The organism is Xenorhabdus kozodoii, from assembly GCF_002632875.1.
Classification (GTDB): domain Bacteria; phylum Pseudomonadota; class Gammaproteobacteria; order Enterobacterales; family Enterobacteriaceae; genus Xenorhabdus; species Xenorhabdus kozodoii.
This window is the reverse complement of the sequence record NZ_NJCX01000001.1, coordinates 294,769-311,691: the sequence shown is the minus strand read 5'-3', so window position 1 is coordinate 311,691 and position 16,923 is coordinate 294,769. Positions and strand designations below refer to the sequence as shown.

Annotated in this window: 13 protein-coding genes; 6 read left to right on the top strand and 7 right to left on the bottom strand. The window is 42.4% G+C overall.

Annotated features, from left to right (window positions below; translation table 11 throughout):
• Positions 1–22 precede the first annotated feature (22 nt).
• Positions 23–1,600 (bottom strand): glutamine-hydrolyzing GMP synthase, encoded by a 1,578-nt coding sequence (gene guaA / locus Xkoz_RS01335; protein WP_099140404.1) that lies wholly within the window; start codon positions 1,598–1,600, stop codon positions 23–25.
• Positions 1,601–1,679: 79 nt separating this feature from the next.
• Positions 1,680–3,146 (bottom strand): IMP dehydrogenase, encoded by a 1,467-nt coding sequence (guaB, locus tag Xkoz_RS01330; protein WP_099140403.1) that lies wholly within the window; start codon positions 3,144–3,146, stop codon positions 1,680–1,682.
• A gap of 173 nt (positions 3,147–3,319) precedes the next feature.
• Here guaB and xseA point away from each other — a divergent pair, with 173 nt between their 5' ends.
• The 4 genes from xseA (at position 3,320) to Xkoz_RS01310 (ending at position 5,992) form a co-directional block, all read left to right on the top strand.
• Positions 3,320–4,681, top strand: coding sequence for an exodeoxyribonuclease VII large subunit (xseA, locus tag Xkoz_RS01325; protein ID WP_099140402.1), 1,362 nt, complete (start codon positions 3,320–3,322; stop codon positions 4,679–4,681).
• 425 nt (positions 4,682–5,106) lie between these two features.
• Complete coding sequence (locus Xkoz_RS01320; protein WP_099140401.1) at positions 5,107–5,337, top strand: hypothetical protein; 231 nt, start codon at positions 5,107–5,109, stop codon at positions 5,335–5,337.
• 94 nt (positions 5,338–5,431) lie between these two features.
• A complete protein-coding gene (locus tag Xkoz_RS01315; RefSeq protein WP_099140400.1) occupies positions 5,432–5,671 on the top strand; it encodes a hypothetical protein in 240 nt (79 codons plus the stop codon).
• An 87-nt stretch (positions 5,672–5,758) separates the two neighbouring features.
• Positions 5,759–5,992 (top strand): hypothetical protein, encoded by a 234-nt coding sequence (locus tag Xkoz_RS01310; protein ID WP_099140399.1) that lies wholly within the window; start codon positions 5,759–5,761, stop codon positions 5,990–5,992.
• Positions 5,993–6,079: 87 nt separating this feature from the next.
• On the opposite strand, the gene Xkoz_RS01305 is transcribed toward Xkoz_RS01310, so the two are convergent.
• The 5 genes from Xkoz_RS01305 to maeB all read right to left on the bottom strand — a co-directional run bounded on the left by Xkoz_RS01305 (position 6,080) and on the right by maeB (position 14,973).
• Positions 6,080–8,341: a TonB-dependent receptor domain-containing protein gene (locus tag Xkoz_RS01305; RefSeq protein WP_099140398.1), complete on the bottom strand. Its 2,262-nt coding sequence runs from the start codon at positions 8,339–8,341 to the stop codon at positions 6,080–6,082.
• A 125-nt stretch (positions 8,342–8,466) separates the two neighbouring features.
• Positions 8,467–10,686 (bottom strand): S9 family peptidase, encoded by a 2,220-nt coding sequence (locus tag Xkoz_RS01300; protein WP_208615188.1) that lies wholly within the window; start codon positions 10,684–10,686, stop codon positions 8,467–8,469.
• A gap of 18 nt (positions 10,687–10,704) precedes the next feature.
• Positions 10,705–11,466, bottom strand: coding sequence for a TonB family protein (locus Xkoz_RS01295; protein ID WP_244183362.1), 762 nt, complete (start codon positions 11,464–11,466; stop codon positions 10,705–10,707).
• A 155-nt stretch (positions 11,467–11,621) separates the two neighbouring features.
• Positions 11,622–12,539, bottom strand: coding sequence for a ChaN family lipoprotein (locus Xkoz_RS01290; protein WP_099140396.1), 918 nt, complete (start codon positions 12,537–12,539; stop codon positions 11,622–11,624).
• A gap of 154 nt (positions 12,540–12,693) precedes the next feature.
• A complete protein-coding gene (gene maeB / locus Xkoz_RS01285) occupies positions 12,694–14,973 on the bottom strand; it encodes an NADP-dependent oxaloacetate-decarboxylating malate dehydrogenase (RefSeq protein ID WP_099140395.1) in 2,280 nt (759 codons plus the stop codon).
• Between the two features lie 543 nt (positions 14,974–15,516).
• Here maeB and Xkoz_RS01280 point away from each other — a divergent pair.
• Complete coding sequence (locus Xkoz_RS01280; protein ID WP_099140394.1) at positions 15,517–16,152, top strand: response regulator; 636 nt, start codon at positions 15,517–15,519, stop codon at positions 16,150–16,152.
• 353 nt (positions 16,153–16,505) lie between these two features.
• Positions 16,506–16,916: an ArsC family reductase gene (locus Xkoz_RS01275; protein WP_099140393.1), complete on the top strand. Its 411-nt coding sequence runs from the start codon at positions 16,506–16,508 to the stop codon at positions 16,914–16,916.
• Positions 16,917–16,923: the final 7 nt, after the last annotated feature.

Here is a 16,923-nt window from a genome sequence, read left to right as displayed (position 1 = left end):
GATGATTTGCTGAGGCTTTAAATCATTCCCACTCAATCGTCGCGGGCGGTTTACCGCTGATGTCATAGACTACCCGCGAAATGCCATCAACCTCGTTAATGATCCTGTTCGATACACGTCCCAGGAAATCATAGGGCAGATGCGCCCAATGAGCAGTCATAAAGTCAATAGTTTCTACCGCACGCAGGGACACAACCCAGTCGTATTTACGGCCATCGCCCATGACACCCACAGAACGAACGGGCAGGAACACGGTAAATGCCTGGCTGACTTTATGGTACAGATCCGCTTTATGCAGTTCTTCAATAAAGATGGCATCGGCACGACGCAGCAAGTCACAATACTCTTTTTTCACTTCGCCCAATACACGCACACCCAGGCCTGGACCTGGGAATGGATGACGATACAACATGTCATATGGCAAACCCAATTCCAGCCCGATACGACGAACTTCGTCTTTGAACAACTCTTTCAGCGGTTCAACCAGACCCAGTTTCATATCTTCTGGCAAGCCACCGACATTGTGGTGAGATTTGATAACGTGGGCGTTACCCGTTGCCGATGCCGCTGATTCGATCACATCCGGGTAAATCGTACCCTGTGCCAGCCACTTAACCTGAGTCTGTTTCGAGGCTTCTTCATCAAACACATCAATAAATACGTGACCAATGGTTTTGCGTTTAGCTTCTGGCTCATCAATTCCCGCCAATGCAGACAGGAAACGCTCTTCCGCTTTAACGTGAACGATATTCAGGTCAAATTTACCGGCAAACATCGCCATCACCTGTTCCGCTTCATTCAAACGCAGCAGGCCATTATCGACGAAAACACAAGTCAAACGCTTGCCAATCGCACGGTTTAACAGCAGTGCAGTGACAGAAGAATCTACACCACCAGACAGCGCCAGAATAACATGATCATCGCCAATCTGCGCACGCAGACGTTCTACGATATCGTCAATAATCGATGCAGGATTCCACAGCGCTTCACTTTGGCAAATATCCAGCACGAAACGTTGCAGGATGTTCATGCCTTGGTGGGTATGGGTGACTTCTGGATGGAACTGCACGCCATAAAAACGTTTTTCATCGTTGGCCATGATGGCAAATGGACAAGTATCTGTGCTGGCAATGGTTGTAAAGCCATCAGGGATAGACGTCACTTTATCACCATGACTCATCCATACATCCAACAGTGGGTTGCCTGTTTCGCTCAGGGCATCCTGGATATCGCGGAACAGTTCACAATCATTCTTGATTTCAACCTGTGCATAACCAAATTCACGCTCATTCGAGCTGGAAACTTGTCCTCCCAATTGCGTAGACATGGTTTGCATGCCATAGCAGATCCCCAGTACCGGTACACCCGCATTGAAAACATATTCTGGGGCACGTGGGCTATCGTGCTCAGTGGTGCTTTCCGGCCCACCAGAAAGGATAATACCCTTCGGATTAAATTCACGGATTTGTTCTTCAGTGACATTCCATGTCCAAAGTTCACAATAAACACCGATTTCACGGATGCGGCGAGCAATAAGCTGGGTATATTGCGAGCCAAAATCAAGGATCAAAATGCGATGCTGATGGATATTAGTTGTCATTTGAGGTGAATTCCAAAAACAAGTGGCAATGAAAAAATAAAAAAAGTCAGTGGCCCAATAATGAGCCACTCTCAATAAATTACAGGCCTAAACGATAGTTTGGTGATTCTTTGGTGATCGTGACGTCATGAACGTGGCTTTCCTGAATGCCCGCACCACTGATACGAACGAATTCGGCTTTAGTTCTCAGTTCATCAATGGTTGCACAACCTGTCAGCCCCATGCAGGAGCGTAAACCACCCATTTGCTGGTGAACGATGCCCTTCAGCAGCCCTTTATACGCCACCCGGCCTTCGATACCTTCAGGAACCAGTTTGTCAGCCGCGTTATCAGACTGGAAGTAACGATCGGAAGATCCCTTGGACATCGCGCCCAACGAGCCCATACCGCGATAAGATTTGAACGAGCGGCCTTGGTAAAGCTCAATTTCACCTGGAGATTCGTCTGTCCCTGCCAGCATAGAGCCAACCATCACACATGATGCGCCTGCCGCAATCGCTTTGGCGATGTCGCCAGAGAAACGGATACCCCCGTCCGCAATAACCGGAATGCCCGTGCCTTCCAGGGCTTCAACTGCATCTGCAATTGCCGTGATTTGAGGAACACCCACACCAGTAACAATACGGGTTGTACAAATGGAACCAGGGCCGATACCCACTTTAACGGCGTTCACGCCCGCTTCCACCAGCGCCTTGGCGCCTTCGCCCGTTGCTACGTTACCGCCAATAATTTGCAGATCAGGGTACTTGGCGCGAGTCTCACGAATACGTTGCAACACCCCTTCAGAATGACCGTGGGAAGAGTCAATCAGCAGGATATCGACTCCCGCAGCAACCAGTGCATCGATACGCTCTTCATTACCGGAACCTGCACCCACCGCCGCACCAACCCGCAGGCGACCTTGTTCGTCTTTACATGCGTTTGGCTTACGTTCTGCTTTCTGGAAATCTTTTACTGTAATTAAGCCAAGCAGGTGGAAATGATCATCAACAACCAGCGCTTTTTCAACACGGTGTTCGTGCATTTTCTGCAACACAACTTCACGCGCTTCGCCTTCTTTTACCGTCACCAAACGTTCTTTCGGTGTCATCACCGCAGTCACCGGCTGTTCCAGATCAGTCACAAAACGCACATCACGACCCGTAATGATACCGACTAATTCGTTTTCTCCTGTTACCACGGGGTAACCGGCAAAACCATTACGTTTGGCCAATTCCTGGACTTCGCGCAGGGTCGTTTGTGGTGTCACAGTCACAGGATCGGTCACCACACCGCTTTCATGCTTCTTCACGCGGCTAACTTCTTCTGCCTGACGCTCGATTGACATATTTTTATGAATGAAGCCAATGCCCCCTTCTTGTGCCAGTGCGATAGCCAGTGAAGATTCCGTCACAGTATCCATCGCTGCAGAAAGCATAGGCATGTTCAGGCGAATGGTGGACGTTAATTGAGTGGATAAATCTGCGGTATTAGGCAAGACTGTTGAGTGGGCAGGAACTAACAATACATCGTCAAAGGTTAATGCTTCTTTTTTAATTCGTAACATGGGCAATATCTCACCAGGCTATGGAGCAATAAGAGGGATAAAATATTGCCGCGGCATTATACAGGCCGAAATCGGTTGCCTCCAGCATTTTTTGAAAAAAATTCTTGATTAGTCATATGATGAGATTAATATCAGTTAATTAAGTCATTGTTTTGAAATTTGATCTAGCTCACATGTCACTACCTATCAATACCGGAATTTTTTCTGTTAGCCGCCTAAATCAGACTGTTCGTCAGTTACTTGAACTGGAGATGGGCAGAATTTGGCTGTCTGCGGAAATATCCAATTTTTCTCAGCCATCGTCAGGGCATTGGTACTTCACATTAAAAGATGAACGGGCGCAAGTTCGTGCTGCCATGTTTCGAAGCCACAATCTGAGGGCAACATTTCGCCCACAAAATGGTCAACAGGTATTGGTTCGGGCGCAAATTACCCTGTATGAACCCAGGGGTGACTATCAACTGATTGTAGAAAGTATCCAGCCTGCCGGGGAGGGTTTGTTGCAACAGCAGTTTGAGATGTTGAAGCAAAAGCTCTCCACAGAAGGCTTGTTTGAACAAATTCATAAAAAACCGCTGCCCTCTCCTGCTAAACGGCTCGGTATCATCACTTCCACCAGTGGCGCAGCACTGCACGATATCCTGAATATCCTGAAACGCCGTGATCCTTCCTTACCCATTGTCATTTATCCTACGGCGGTTCAGGGAGCCGAGGCGCCATTACAGATTATCCGGGCAATCGAACTGGCAAATGCGCGACAAGAGTGTGATGTTTTGGTTGTCGGCCGTGGCGGAGGATCGCTGGAAGATTTATGGTGTTTCAATGACGAACAAGTTGCACGGTCAATATTCCAAAGCCGTATTCCCATTGTTAGTGCTGTCGGCCATGAAACGGATGTGACCATCGCGGATTTTGTCGCTGACTTACGTGCACCGACGCCTTCTGCGGCAGCAGAGTTAGTTAGCCGCAATCAAACCGAGTTATTGCGGCAAATACAATCCCTGCAACAACGTCTGGAAATGACAATGGATTATTTCTTTGCTCAAAAACAGCAAGAAATGGGTGTATTGCAGCACCGCCTCCAGCAGCAACGTCCTGATTTGCGATTGGCACGTCAGCAAAATCATTTGGCTGAGCTACGGCAAAAATTGATTGATAGTTTATTACGTTGTCTAAAACAGCATTCAATTTCATATGAAACGTTGAATCAACGTCTGTCACAAATCCATCCTGAACGAGAAATTCAGCGCTACAGCCAATCAATTCAGCAACTTGATTTTCGTTTGAAACAGGCCATTGAACGACAATTAGGGCGTTATCGGGAAAAATTTGCAGTTTCCTGTTCACGTATGGAGGCCGTTAGCCCGCTGGCAACATTGAGTCGCGGTTACAGTATCAGTGAAGTACCTGATGGAAAATTGTTAAAACAGGTTAAACAGGTAAAAGCCGGTGATATGCTGAAAACGCGATTACAGGATGGCTGGGTTGAGAGCCAGGTGACTCAGGTGAAAAAAATCAGCAAAAGAAAAAATTAAATTAGCGTGATAATTTTAGCCTAATAAAGGACTTACATTCAACTTTCCGCCTGTTCATCTTTTTTTTCATTTTATGAGTTGATGAACGGGATCTTTATTCTATACTTAATCACATAGAGTAACTATTTTGTTGGGTAACATTTTGATATGGCTTGATGAAATAGACAGAATAATAAAAGTGCAAATTATCCATAAAAATACACAAGTATATTCATGTATTGAATGGTACTGATTTATTTCACATTTAATTAATTGGTTATTTATCAAAAATATTATACACAGCCGACATTCCGCACCGCATTCGTAATTTATTGATTTAATTAAAATTAAATAATAGCATAAAATTTATGCGATTTATTTAAAATCAGTATATTACAGATATAGCTGCGGAATGACGGACACAACACGAAATATGCGAGGCTATTATGACAGAATCAACAACAGCAGAACAAGTCAAACTTCTTGATGAAAATATTTTGCAGGATATTAAAGACATTATTTCCAGCGCATCTAAATTAATAGATGGGATATTATATACGTTACGTGATAACAATGTTATTTCTGCGGAATCAGTGCAAATCGCAACCACCTGCATAGATGAATTGGTTAATGCTGTTTTAAAAATTTTAGACAAAATATTTAAAGTCAGCGAATAAATTGGCAACCACTCCAGTGTATTTTTTTGGAGTGGTTACTCTCACCTTTTATCTAAATTGTAAAGTTATCCAAAGATTAAATACCGAGGAAATTATGAAAGAGTCAACAAATGTAACTGTAAACTTTGCTATTAGTGAAAATGTATTAAAAGGTATCTCTGAATTTATCACCAATCTTTCTAAATTAATTAAAAAAATAATTAAATTACTGTCGGATTATGGAATTATTAATAAAAATATAATAAACAGATTAGATTCAGGTATAGATTTGATTATTTCAGGCATTAAGATGGCATTCAATTTGCCAGATACAGATACTCTAACAACACATTAATTATAAAACACTACTTTGTCATTTTAAAATTAATTGTTTAATTCATTTCCAAATAAATCATATTACATTTAATTTAAGGAGTGATTTATGAATGAATCAACTAGTGTAACAGAAAGTCATTTTATCAGTGATACATTAAAAAACGACCTTGAAAATATAGTTAAAAATTTTTGTTCAGTACTCAAAGGTATAATTAAACTGTTAGGTGATTTTGATGCTATATCTGATCCGCTTGTAAAGGGTATCATGGGTGCAATAGATTGGTTTTATGGTGTATTTCTCAACTTAATAGAGGACAATAATGATGAGTTGGGAATATGATAAATGTTTCGATTGTATAATAAGTTCCTGAAAAACCGGATAGCGGTGAGCTTTCACCGCTATCTGTACGGGATTATTTAAACACCATCAGAAGCGAATTTCTGCGCCCATGACGTAGGTTCGGCCGCGGGCTGTTTGGGTTTTAGCATCTTGTTCTCCTAAGAACGCCGATGAATTCATACGGTTCAATGCATCAGAATAGTTTCGGTTGGTGAGGTTTTGAACAGAAAATTTAACTAAAATATTTTTATTAATTTGATAATCGGAATATAAATCAATAATAGTCGGTACTTTGTTATCCTTTTTCATAGACGGTAGCATAGCACCATCCTCATTCAGTTCCATTGAAGGATCCTGGTGATAAGATTTTCCTGTATATTTTGCAATAGCACCAATACGTACTTTTTCATCAAATAAACGTACCCCCATATCCAGAGTAACATAACGCTCTGGCAATTGAGACGCAGGACTTGCACCAAAAATGACAGATGAGAGTGAAATGGGCTGCTCTGTTTTTTGCTGACTATATGCGAGTGTACTGTAGAATATACCTGCATCATAATTCATAAAAATTTCATAACCATACATAGTTACTGGGGTGAGGCTATTAGTATGAATGTAAAAATTAAAATTAGGATCGATCCCCGTCCAGTCTTCATCTGTCAATGTTCCATCATTTTTACACATTCTACCTTCTGCACAAAGCAAATAAGATTCATTGAGGATGTAATTTTTGATTTTAGTACGAAACATCGTAGCCTTAAGCCGGAATGAATCCTCTTCCACGATTAAGTTTGGATGGTAACTATTAAATCCAATTTGATAAGTATCCGCTTTTTCTCCTTTCAGGAATGGATTAATAGAACCGCCACTGTCATTGGTATAAAAAATTTCCTGGGCATTAGGCGCTCGCATTGTATGCGAATAACTTACAAACGGTTGAAATTCAGGAATAATTTCTGCCGACAATAAAATGCTTGGATTAAATCCACGTTCTTTTAGGTTTAATTGTGCTTCCCCTTGTGGAAAACAATTTACCCGCTCGTCACAAGCAGGTTTTAATCCTTTTACGCTGTAATCCAAATAATTCAACCCCAGCTCAGCAGTATAGATCCCATGTTCAATTTTTAACTTACTATAAATACTGTTAATATCTTGCTTACCATTTGGTGAAAAGGTATTATTTTCCTCTGTTGATTTATACTCCTCATCCAGATCTATACCTGTTTTTTTATTATATTTAGTCCTCATCAATTTACTACCAAGCGTAAATGAAAAATCAGTATCGGCATAACTAAATCTGCTCGTATTTTTAACATCAATGGTGTCAGATTTATTATTCGATTCACTTTTACCCAAGCCACTTAGGCTATTATCATTGAAACTTTGAATACCATTTGCCTTACTCAGCATAATTTTGGCATCAATTAACTCACTAAATGGCGTGTAATGATATTTCAAATAATAATCATAATTATCAACATGACGATGGTTAAATTTATTGTGATAAAGACGACCACTTAATTCCAGATCATGAAAATCATTAGGTTTAATGTTTAATTTCATCAATTGAGAATTTGGCTTTTGTTTAAATGTGTTGCTTGTACCAAACTCTTCACTACTGATGCCGTCTGCATTTCGATAATGCGCTTCAATATTGTGCCCACTGAATGCGAATAGGGCGCCCAAGGAACCTTCCGGGCTGAATGCCTGGGTTTTTCCAGCAACAGCCATCATGCCACTTCGACCGATGCCATTGTTTCCATATGTCCATTTAGTCCGGACTCCCAGATTATTGCCCTCAAGTACGACATCATCAACACCAATAGTACGGAAATTGGCACTTCCTACTAAGGCATTGATGGAATCAGCGTCGTCAGCTTGCCCTCTGGCAATATCAACCCGGACAATAAAATTAGGATCAACCAAAGCACCAAACTGGTTATAAGGCTGACCTCCATGCGCGAATTCACTGGGCGCCGTACCATAAAAGGTCTGGCTAACACCATCCACCATCATATTGACGCGACCAAAACCACTTAATCCACGAATATTAACACTGACGACCCCCTGCCCCTGACTGGTATCCATCTGGGTATAAGTTCCTGGCAAGCTGCGTAATATGCTATCTACGGATTCTAATTTATGATCTTCCCCCACGGAACTATAAGCGCCAGGTTTCTCCATCGCTTCAATCTGGGGAGAATTATGACTATCCTGAGAGCCTGATATTTTCAGGCTGCTAAATCGTATGACCTTTTCTTTTTTATTGTCATTTTCAGCATAAGCGATGCCCTGAAGCCCAATCAGCATTACGCTGGCTCCAGCTATTTTTGCCACAGTTTTCATGAATATATTATCCTAAATTGAAGAATATTGATTGCTGCTCACATTGCTTCACAAATTTGCATAATAAAATACCCATGACGCTGATAGAAATTATCAGCGCCTGAGTAATAATGAGATATTTTTTATTAATCCTTTAATTCTGGGAAATAGGTCTTAGCGTCATCTAACATTAATAGGAAACTATAATCAGAGGCAATATCATTCAGGCGATTAAAACGCCCTGGTTTTCCGCCATGACCGGTATCCATATTAGTCTCTAACAATAACAGGCTGTCACCTTGTTTCATTTCCCTTAATTTTGCGACCCATTTTGCTGGCTCCCAATATTGCACTTGGGAATCATGTAAACCTGTTGTGACCAACAAATGAGGGTAACGCTGATGTTGGATATTGTCATAAGGGCTATAGGATTTCATACGGAAGTAATCTTCTTGGTTATTTGGATTACCCCACTCTTCATATTCACCGGTTGTCAACGGAATAGAGGGATCGAGCATGGTTGTCAAAACATCGACAAAAGGTACTTTTGCAATCACACCACGGTATAATTCCGGTGCCTGATTAATAACCGTCCCCATTAATAAACCGCCCGCACTGCCACCTTCGGCATAAACACGCTTGCTATTGCCATAACCATCGGCAACCAAGCTCTTGGTTGCATCAATAAAATCGTGGAAGCTGTTTAGCTTATTTTTGAGTTTACCCTGTAAATACCAGTTCTTGCCTAAATCGCCACCACCACGGACGTGCACCAGGGCATAGACAAAGCCACGATCCAGCAAGCTCAGCAAGGCAGAACTAAAATAAGGGTCCATACTGATACCGTAAGAACCATAACCATAAATCAGGATCGGGTTCTCACCTTTTTTGAACAAAGCGTGACGGTATACCAAAGAAACAGGCACCTCCACGCCATCACGGGCTTTGACCCAGATACGCTGGCTTGCATAGTTTTCTTTGTTGAATCCTTTTACTTCCTGTTGCTTTAACAATTCACTCTCACCTGTTTGCATATTCCACTGGAATACTGAACTGGGTGTTGTCATGGATGAGTAGCTATAGCGCAAGAAATGGGTATCGGGTTCTGGGTTATAGCCCAATGATGCCATATAAGCCGGATCATCAAATTGGACACGTTTCTCCTGCCGGGTTTTCCACTCAATCTGGCGGATCGACGACAATCCTTTTGTGCGTTCCTGTATAACCAACCCATTATTGAACAGGGCAAAATTTTCCAGATCGGTATTTTCCTGTGGTGCAATCACCGTTTCCCAAGATTTATTAATGGCATCTGTCTGATATAGGCCAAATAATGGATGCTCATGATTAGAACGGATGTAGAATTGGCCACGGAAATGGTCCAGATCATATTCACGATCCGTCTGGCGGGCAGAAAAAACCTGCGGTTCTGATTGTGGGTTGTTAGCGTCAATCAGTCGATATTCCGAGCTCGAATAGCTCGTACTTGATATCAAAATATAATCAAGTGAGGTGCTCTCCGAAATTGACAAGTAAAAGCGCTCATCATCTTCCTGATAGACCATCTGATCTTGCCGGCTATCAGTACCATATTGGTGGCGGACTAGCTGATAAGGCAACAATGTTTGTTGCTCCCTGCGCACATAAAACAGTGTCTTGCCATCATTTGCCCACACAATGTTGCCAGACGTGTTTTCTATCACATTATTCTGCCAGTCGGTATCGCCGAAATTTTTAAACGAGATCTTGTAGTTACGGCGCCCGTGGGTATCTTCTGCCAAAGCGATACGCGTGTTATCCAATGAAACCGCAAAGCCACCAATTTGATAAAATTTATGACTCTTTGCCCGCTCATTACCGTCAACCATCACCTGCCAATCGGTTGAATTATCGACCGGCTTGCGCTGATAAATAGGAAAATCCTTACCTGCCTCATAAACGGTACGATAAATATAGCCATTATAGGTATAAGGAACTGACTGATCGTCTTTCCTCATTCTGTCAGTCATTTCTTGATAGAGGGTTTCTCGCAATGCCTGGCCTGATTTCAGCATCTGCCCGGCATATTGATTCTCAGCCTTTAAGTAATCAATAACGTTTTTATCCTGACGGTTGTCATCACGCAGCCAGTAATAATCATCAACACGCACATCGCCATGGATTTCCATTTTATGTGGCTGTTTTGCGGCCATAGGTAGCACCCTATTTTCCTCCATTGCCGTAGTAGCAAAACTGTGGCCCAATAAACTACCACCGAGCAACAGACCAAGCACCCCTCTTTTACTGCCCCTCGTATTACCGCAAGCGATCCTTTTTTTATGCCGCCTTTTTGTATCTGCTGAAAATACCGTCTTATGTTGTGACATGCCATCAACCTTGTATTTTTATTGAGATAAATAAAAATCTATCGGCAGTTCAACTGTAATACTGCCGTGAGTTAAAATGTCTAAAGGTGGCTTAGGCAGAGGCTGTGCCCTTTCCAATACCCTCTTTGCTTCCCTGTCTAACGAGTTAGTCCCTGAACGACGGGTTAATTCACTGTTAATCACGATACCCGATTGGTTAACCATAAATTTCACCATTGGTCGCCCTGTTCGTCTTCTTCTCTGGGCATCTTCTGGATATTTTTTATAACGGTTCAAATGTCCGGTCACTTCGGCCTGCCAAACGGCTTTGGCATCAGCAATGGCTTCAGAATTACTTTCATAGGATGCCGCGGTACGGGTGGTCACATTATTCGCTGTTGCACTACTGGTCGTTGGCGCGGCACTGCTGTGGGATTTTTCACTTTCTTGCTCTTTTGCTTTCACGCGCTTAACAGGCTGTGTTTTCTTCGGTGCATCTTGTTTTTTCTTGTTTTTCTTCTGCTTATCCACTAAAAGCAGGGCATTTTCATTTATATCCAATTTAGGCATGTTAATGTGGTCAACTTTGCTTTCCTGCTGCTGACTGGCAACAGAAAGTTGTTGTTCAATGCCAATGGGTTGTATTTGTATTTTATATCGCGCTTCTGTCTGCGTTGACAGTTCTACCATCACCGCTGGCGGAGGAAGAAATTCCTCAATATCCATCTCTTCTGGTTTATAGATCAGCCATCCTACGAACAAAACATGCAGTGTGATCGCGGCGAGAAAGGATTTTGTCACATGACTCGTGTGAGCATTTTGATACGTGGTATACGTCAACATTTCTTATAGCACATTATGTCAATAATCAATGGGTCGTGAATGATAATCAATTCAATACATAAATGAAAACTATTTTTATTTGTTAATTAGTCACATCCTGATGATAGTTACCACTATTTGGTTAAGTTTTCGCTCACTTTAGGCGTAAACCAGACAAAATCAGCATATTCGTGATTTAACAAAACGCCCTCTTCTGCAATGACAACAACAGCTATTTTTTCATTTGGCGCTATTTTTTTGATATGTTGAGGAACCCCCATGGTTTTTACCGCGTGATATCCCCCAACAAAGAGTAAAGCAGGCGATGGTGCCTTAAGCAGTTGCTCTGCCATCCGTTGATCTCGCATTTGCTGGATCTTGGTCATGCCGGAAAGAAGTTGGGCTGCTATATTTCCACCGTGGGAATTTTTAATGGTCGCTTCAATAAGTTTTTTGACATCATCAGAAACAAATGAATTTTTATCTTCAATAGTGTGATTTTTATACGCCTGGTCAATTTCGCTGCGATCCAGATTGGCGGCCAACAGCGGATAAGGCGCCCTCATCAGTTCCATAACCAAATCACCATACCATTTCCACGGCCAACCTGCTTGCCATGCCAATAAGTGCTGGACCCGCTCTTCCCTGACGATCGGATTGCCCTGTAACCAACTTTTCACTTTATTCACTTTTTCTTGCTGGTTTGGGTTAATCATTTCCAGTAATACGGAACCGTGGGAACGTTTTTGCCCAAGTTGTTGAACTAGCCATAACTCGATTTGGTGATGGTAAGGATTGTCATGTTTTTCACCCACAATGACACGAGGGTAATTGGCCAATTGTTCCAGCAACTGATCTGGCGTGATGGCTTTGCCTGTTGTCATATCAAGCACCACACCAGGACGCACTAACTCACTGGGGAGCGTTTGGAATACCACCTGAGGGCTATTTTGGGCACCGTTTGGCATTGCGGAACATCCGGCGAGAACACAACTGCCAAGCAAGAGGGAACAGGCCCAATAAGTTGATTTTGTACGGGTAGATGTTTGCATTGTGATTGATCATCAAAAGAAAAATTGCCCGCATATTATAGATAATGAGAATTATTTACAAATAAAAAGCCCTGCTAAGCATAATCTTAGCAGGGCAGTGTTTATGCTTTTATTCCACATTCACGAATGGGATAAAGGCACGGAAAAACGTTCGTTATAACGGGTTTGTTTGTGCTTCAACCACCGCTAACGCCACCATATTCACGATACGACGTACAGATGCAATCGGGGTCAGAATATGAACAGGCTTCGCAACCCCCATCAGGACGGGGCCAACGGTTACGCCTTCTGAACTGGTGACGCGCAGCAGGTTATAGCTGATACGAGCCGCTTCCATGCTCGGCATAATCAACAGGTTTGCTGAACCTTTTAGCGGACTATCCGGCATGATATCGCGGCGGATACTTTCCACCAGCGCCGCATCGCCGTGCATTTCACCGTCAATTTCAAGGGATGGTGCCATTTGCTGGACTAATTCCAGTGTCTTGCGCATTTTTCGCGCAGAATCACAATCAGAAGAGCCAAAACTTGAACGTGATAACAGGGCGACTTTCGGCTCAATACCAAAACGACGAACTGTTTCAGCCGCCATCAGTGTGATCTCTGCCAACTCTTCCGGGCTGGGATCTTCATTGACATAAGTATCGGCAATAAAAGTATTTCCCGTCGGTAACATCAAGGCATTCATGGCGCCCGCAGTATGCACTCCCTGACGGAAGCCAAAGACATCCTTCACCACCTGATAATGTTCACTATAGCCACCCACCGTGCCACAAATCAGACCATCCGCTTCGCCACGATGTACCATGATGGCACCTATCAGCGTTGGGTTACCAATCACGGCCCGACGTGCTTGCTCTTGCGAAACACCACGGCGTTTCATCATTTGATAATATTCTTGCCAATATTCTTTGAAACGTGGGTCATTTTCGTTATTCACCACTTCAAAGTCTTTACCGGCTTCGATATGCAGCCCCTGCTTTTTAATTCGCATTTCAATAACGCTCGGACGGCCAATCAGCACAGGGAATGCCAGCCCAAGGGAGACAAGTTCTTGTGTCGCATGCAGGACCCGAATATCTTCCCCTTCCGCTAATACAATGCGTTTCTTCTCTTTTTTCGCCTGGGAAAAGATGGGTTTCATGAATAGGTTGGTTTTATAGACAAACTCATTGAGTTTCTCAATATATGCCCCGAAATCGGTAATAGGTCGGGTCGCCACACCTGATGCCATGGCGGCTTTCGCGACGGCCGGTGCAATTTTTACAATCAGACGAGGATCAAACGGTTTCGGAATAATGTAATCAGGGCCAAAGAACAGATCCTGATCGCCATAAGCAGAAGCCACTTCCTGACTTTGTTCAGCCAAAGCAAGATCAGCAATGGCACGCACACAGGCAAGTTTCATCTCTTCATTGATGGTCGTTGCCCCAACATCCAATGCGCCGCGGAAAATGAATGGGAAACAGAGAACGTTATTCACCTGATTAGGGAAGTCAGAGCGGCCAGTACAAATAATGGCATCAGGACGTACGGCTTTTGCCAACGGCGGTAAAATTTCTGGCTCAGGATTGGCCAAGGCCATAATGAGCGGGTTTTTTGCCATGGTTTTCACCATGTCTTGTGTCAACACGCCTGGCCCGGAACAACCGAGGAAAATATCGGCATCCGGGATCACCTCTGCCAATGTACGACTGCCATTATCCTCAACCGCATAATCCGCCTTGGTTTTTTCCATGTTCTCTTCGCGGCCACGATAGATAACCCCTTTTGAGTCACAGACGACAATATTTTCACGCCTTAAACCCAATGCGACTAACAGGTTCATACAGGCAATTGAAGCCGCCCCTGCCCCTGATACCACCATACGCACTTGATCAATATCTTTGTTAACCACCCGCAATCCATTTAACACCGCAGCGGTACAGATAATCGCCGTGCCATGTTGATCATCGTGGAATACCGGAATTTTCATGCGTTCACGCAGTTTCTGCTCAATGTAGAAACACTCTGGTGCTTTGATATCTTCAAGGTTGATACCACCGAAAGTAGGCTCCAAAGCCGCAATAATATCAATCAATTTATCAGGATCAGATTCATCCACTTCGATATCAAAGACATCAATGCCTGAGAATTTTTTGAACAAAACCCCTTTGCCTTCCATAACCGGTTTGCCGGCTAATGCACCGATATTTCCCAACCCTAAGACCGCGCTGCCGTTGGAGATAACCGCAACAAGATTACCACGTGCAGTGTATTTATAGGCCGCCAAAGGATCTTTTGCGATTTCAAGACAAGGCGCAGCAACGCCTGGTGAGTATGCCAGTGCCAAATCACGCTGCGTTGCGAGTGGCTTGGTGGGTGTAACCGTAATTTTTCCCGGTTGTGGAAACTCATGAAAATCAAGAGCACTCTGTTTTAATTTTTCATCCATCATCAAATCCTTTACGCGTCATGTCTTTGTGAAAATTGTTCCAGTATAATAGTTACGGAAGGTTAAATCATGATGCCGGCAACATTTTGTTCATAACCTTTGAAATCAAGGGGCAAAAAACAAACAAACAATGACCTTGTGTTAATCAATATTATATCGATATTATTCCAAAGATACCCATATGGAGGTATTTTTTCTTCAATTAATAACCTGATAAATTAATTAAAGATATATTTTTAAATTAATATTTAAAATAAGTTTACAAAAACAAAACTTAATCTATAAAATATTCATCCAAATTTATATGGAAAATTATTGGCAATTAAGGAAACACATTCTCTTATGAAAGTGAATTTTGTTTCACCTAAGTGGTTAAACCTGTTTGCGCCATTTCTATTTTTATATCAGGATATATTTCCAGAATCTCATTAGCGATGATTCAATATACTCCATAAAAATCACACAGCAATTTAACATAAAGCAGAAAACCTGCCTTTTATGTTTTATTAAACATAAATCTGCATTTCTATATGGGAGAAGAATATGCATAATCATTCAGTCATGATAGTCGATGATCATCCTATCATTCGTCACGGCTTAAAAGGGTTGATTGAATTGGAACGAGAACTCATTGTGACTGCCGAAACTGACAATGGTGAAGATGCAATTAATATCGCCTGCCAAATAAAACCCGATATTATTCTGATGGATTTGAAAATCCATGGCCTTCCAGGGATTGATACCATTAAATCCCTCCGTCGCAAGGGACTTGACTCCTATATCCTGGTACTCTCCGATTCCGATCACAGAAGTGATATTTACGATGCTGTTGATGCGGGTGCGAATGGTTATTTATTAAAAGATATCGAACTCACTTCTCTATTGAACAACATAAAAAAAGCCACTGATGGTCATGCCGTGTTTAGTGAAAAAGTCCACCAATATTTATCCACTCGCCATCTTTATGTTGATCCGTTATCAAAATTAACCAAACGTGAATTAGATGTTTTAAAAGAAATTGCAGAAGGGATGACAAATAAAGAAATTGCTGACTTCCTTTTTATTTCGGAAGAGACAGTGAAAGTGCATACCCGTAACTTATTGAAAAAACTTAAATCTCGTTCCCGCCTCGAAGCCACTATCATCTACCTAAAACAGAGAAAGACAGCGTTCATTTAGCATTGGATTCTTTTTTCATCGTCTCAATATGCAACACAATTTCCCTTAGTCTCACCGATGGGGAAATTGTGGGTTATCAAGGAAGATAACTTAATTAGGGTGAAATTAATTTCGTATATAATAAATAAGGATATTATTTATAAATTTATTATATAAAATGCATCTATACGCATTAAACTTCAAGTTGCAATTTACAACACGATATGAAACCTGATTTCTCCCCGCGAAGCGGGGAGATATAAGACGCATCTTGAAAGGTAACGGGTATAGCAACCACGCGTCATCTGGATAAAATAGCTCATTTCCCGCATTATGTCGGATATGTTAAACAAGACAAAACCAAGGCTCTTATCATGTCAGATATCCTTTATCACAAAGTATCCACTCTCTACGGTATCAAAAACTGCGACACCATAAAAAAGGCGCGTCGCTGGTTGGAAGATCACGGTATTCCTTATCAGTTTCATGATTATCGGGTTGATGGATTATCCCCTGAACGACTCCAATCATTTATTGAACAAGTTGGCTGGGAAGCCCTCCTAAATACCCGTGGTACAACGTGGCGCAAATTGCCTGACGAGCAAAAAGCAACCATCAATAATGCAGAAGCGGCCAAGGTATTGATGCTGGAGCATCCCTCGATCATAAAACGCCCTCTCTTAGTCTCAAGCATCGCTGATTCAAAAAGCAGTGAGACAGCAACAGGAAAGTATTTACTCGGTTTTAAGGCGGAACAGTATCAACAATTTTTTTCGCATGACTAGAGAAGGG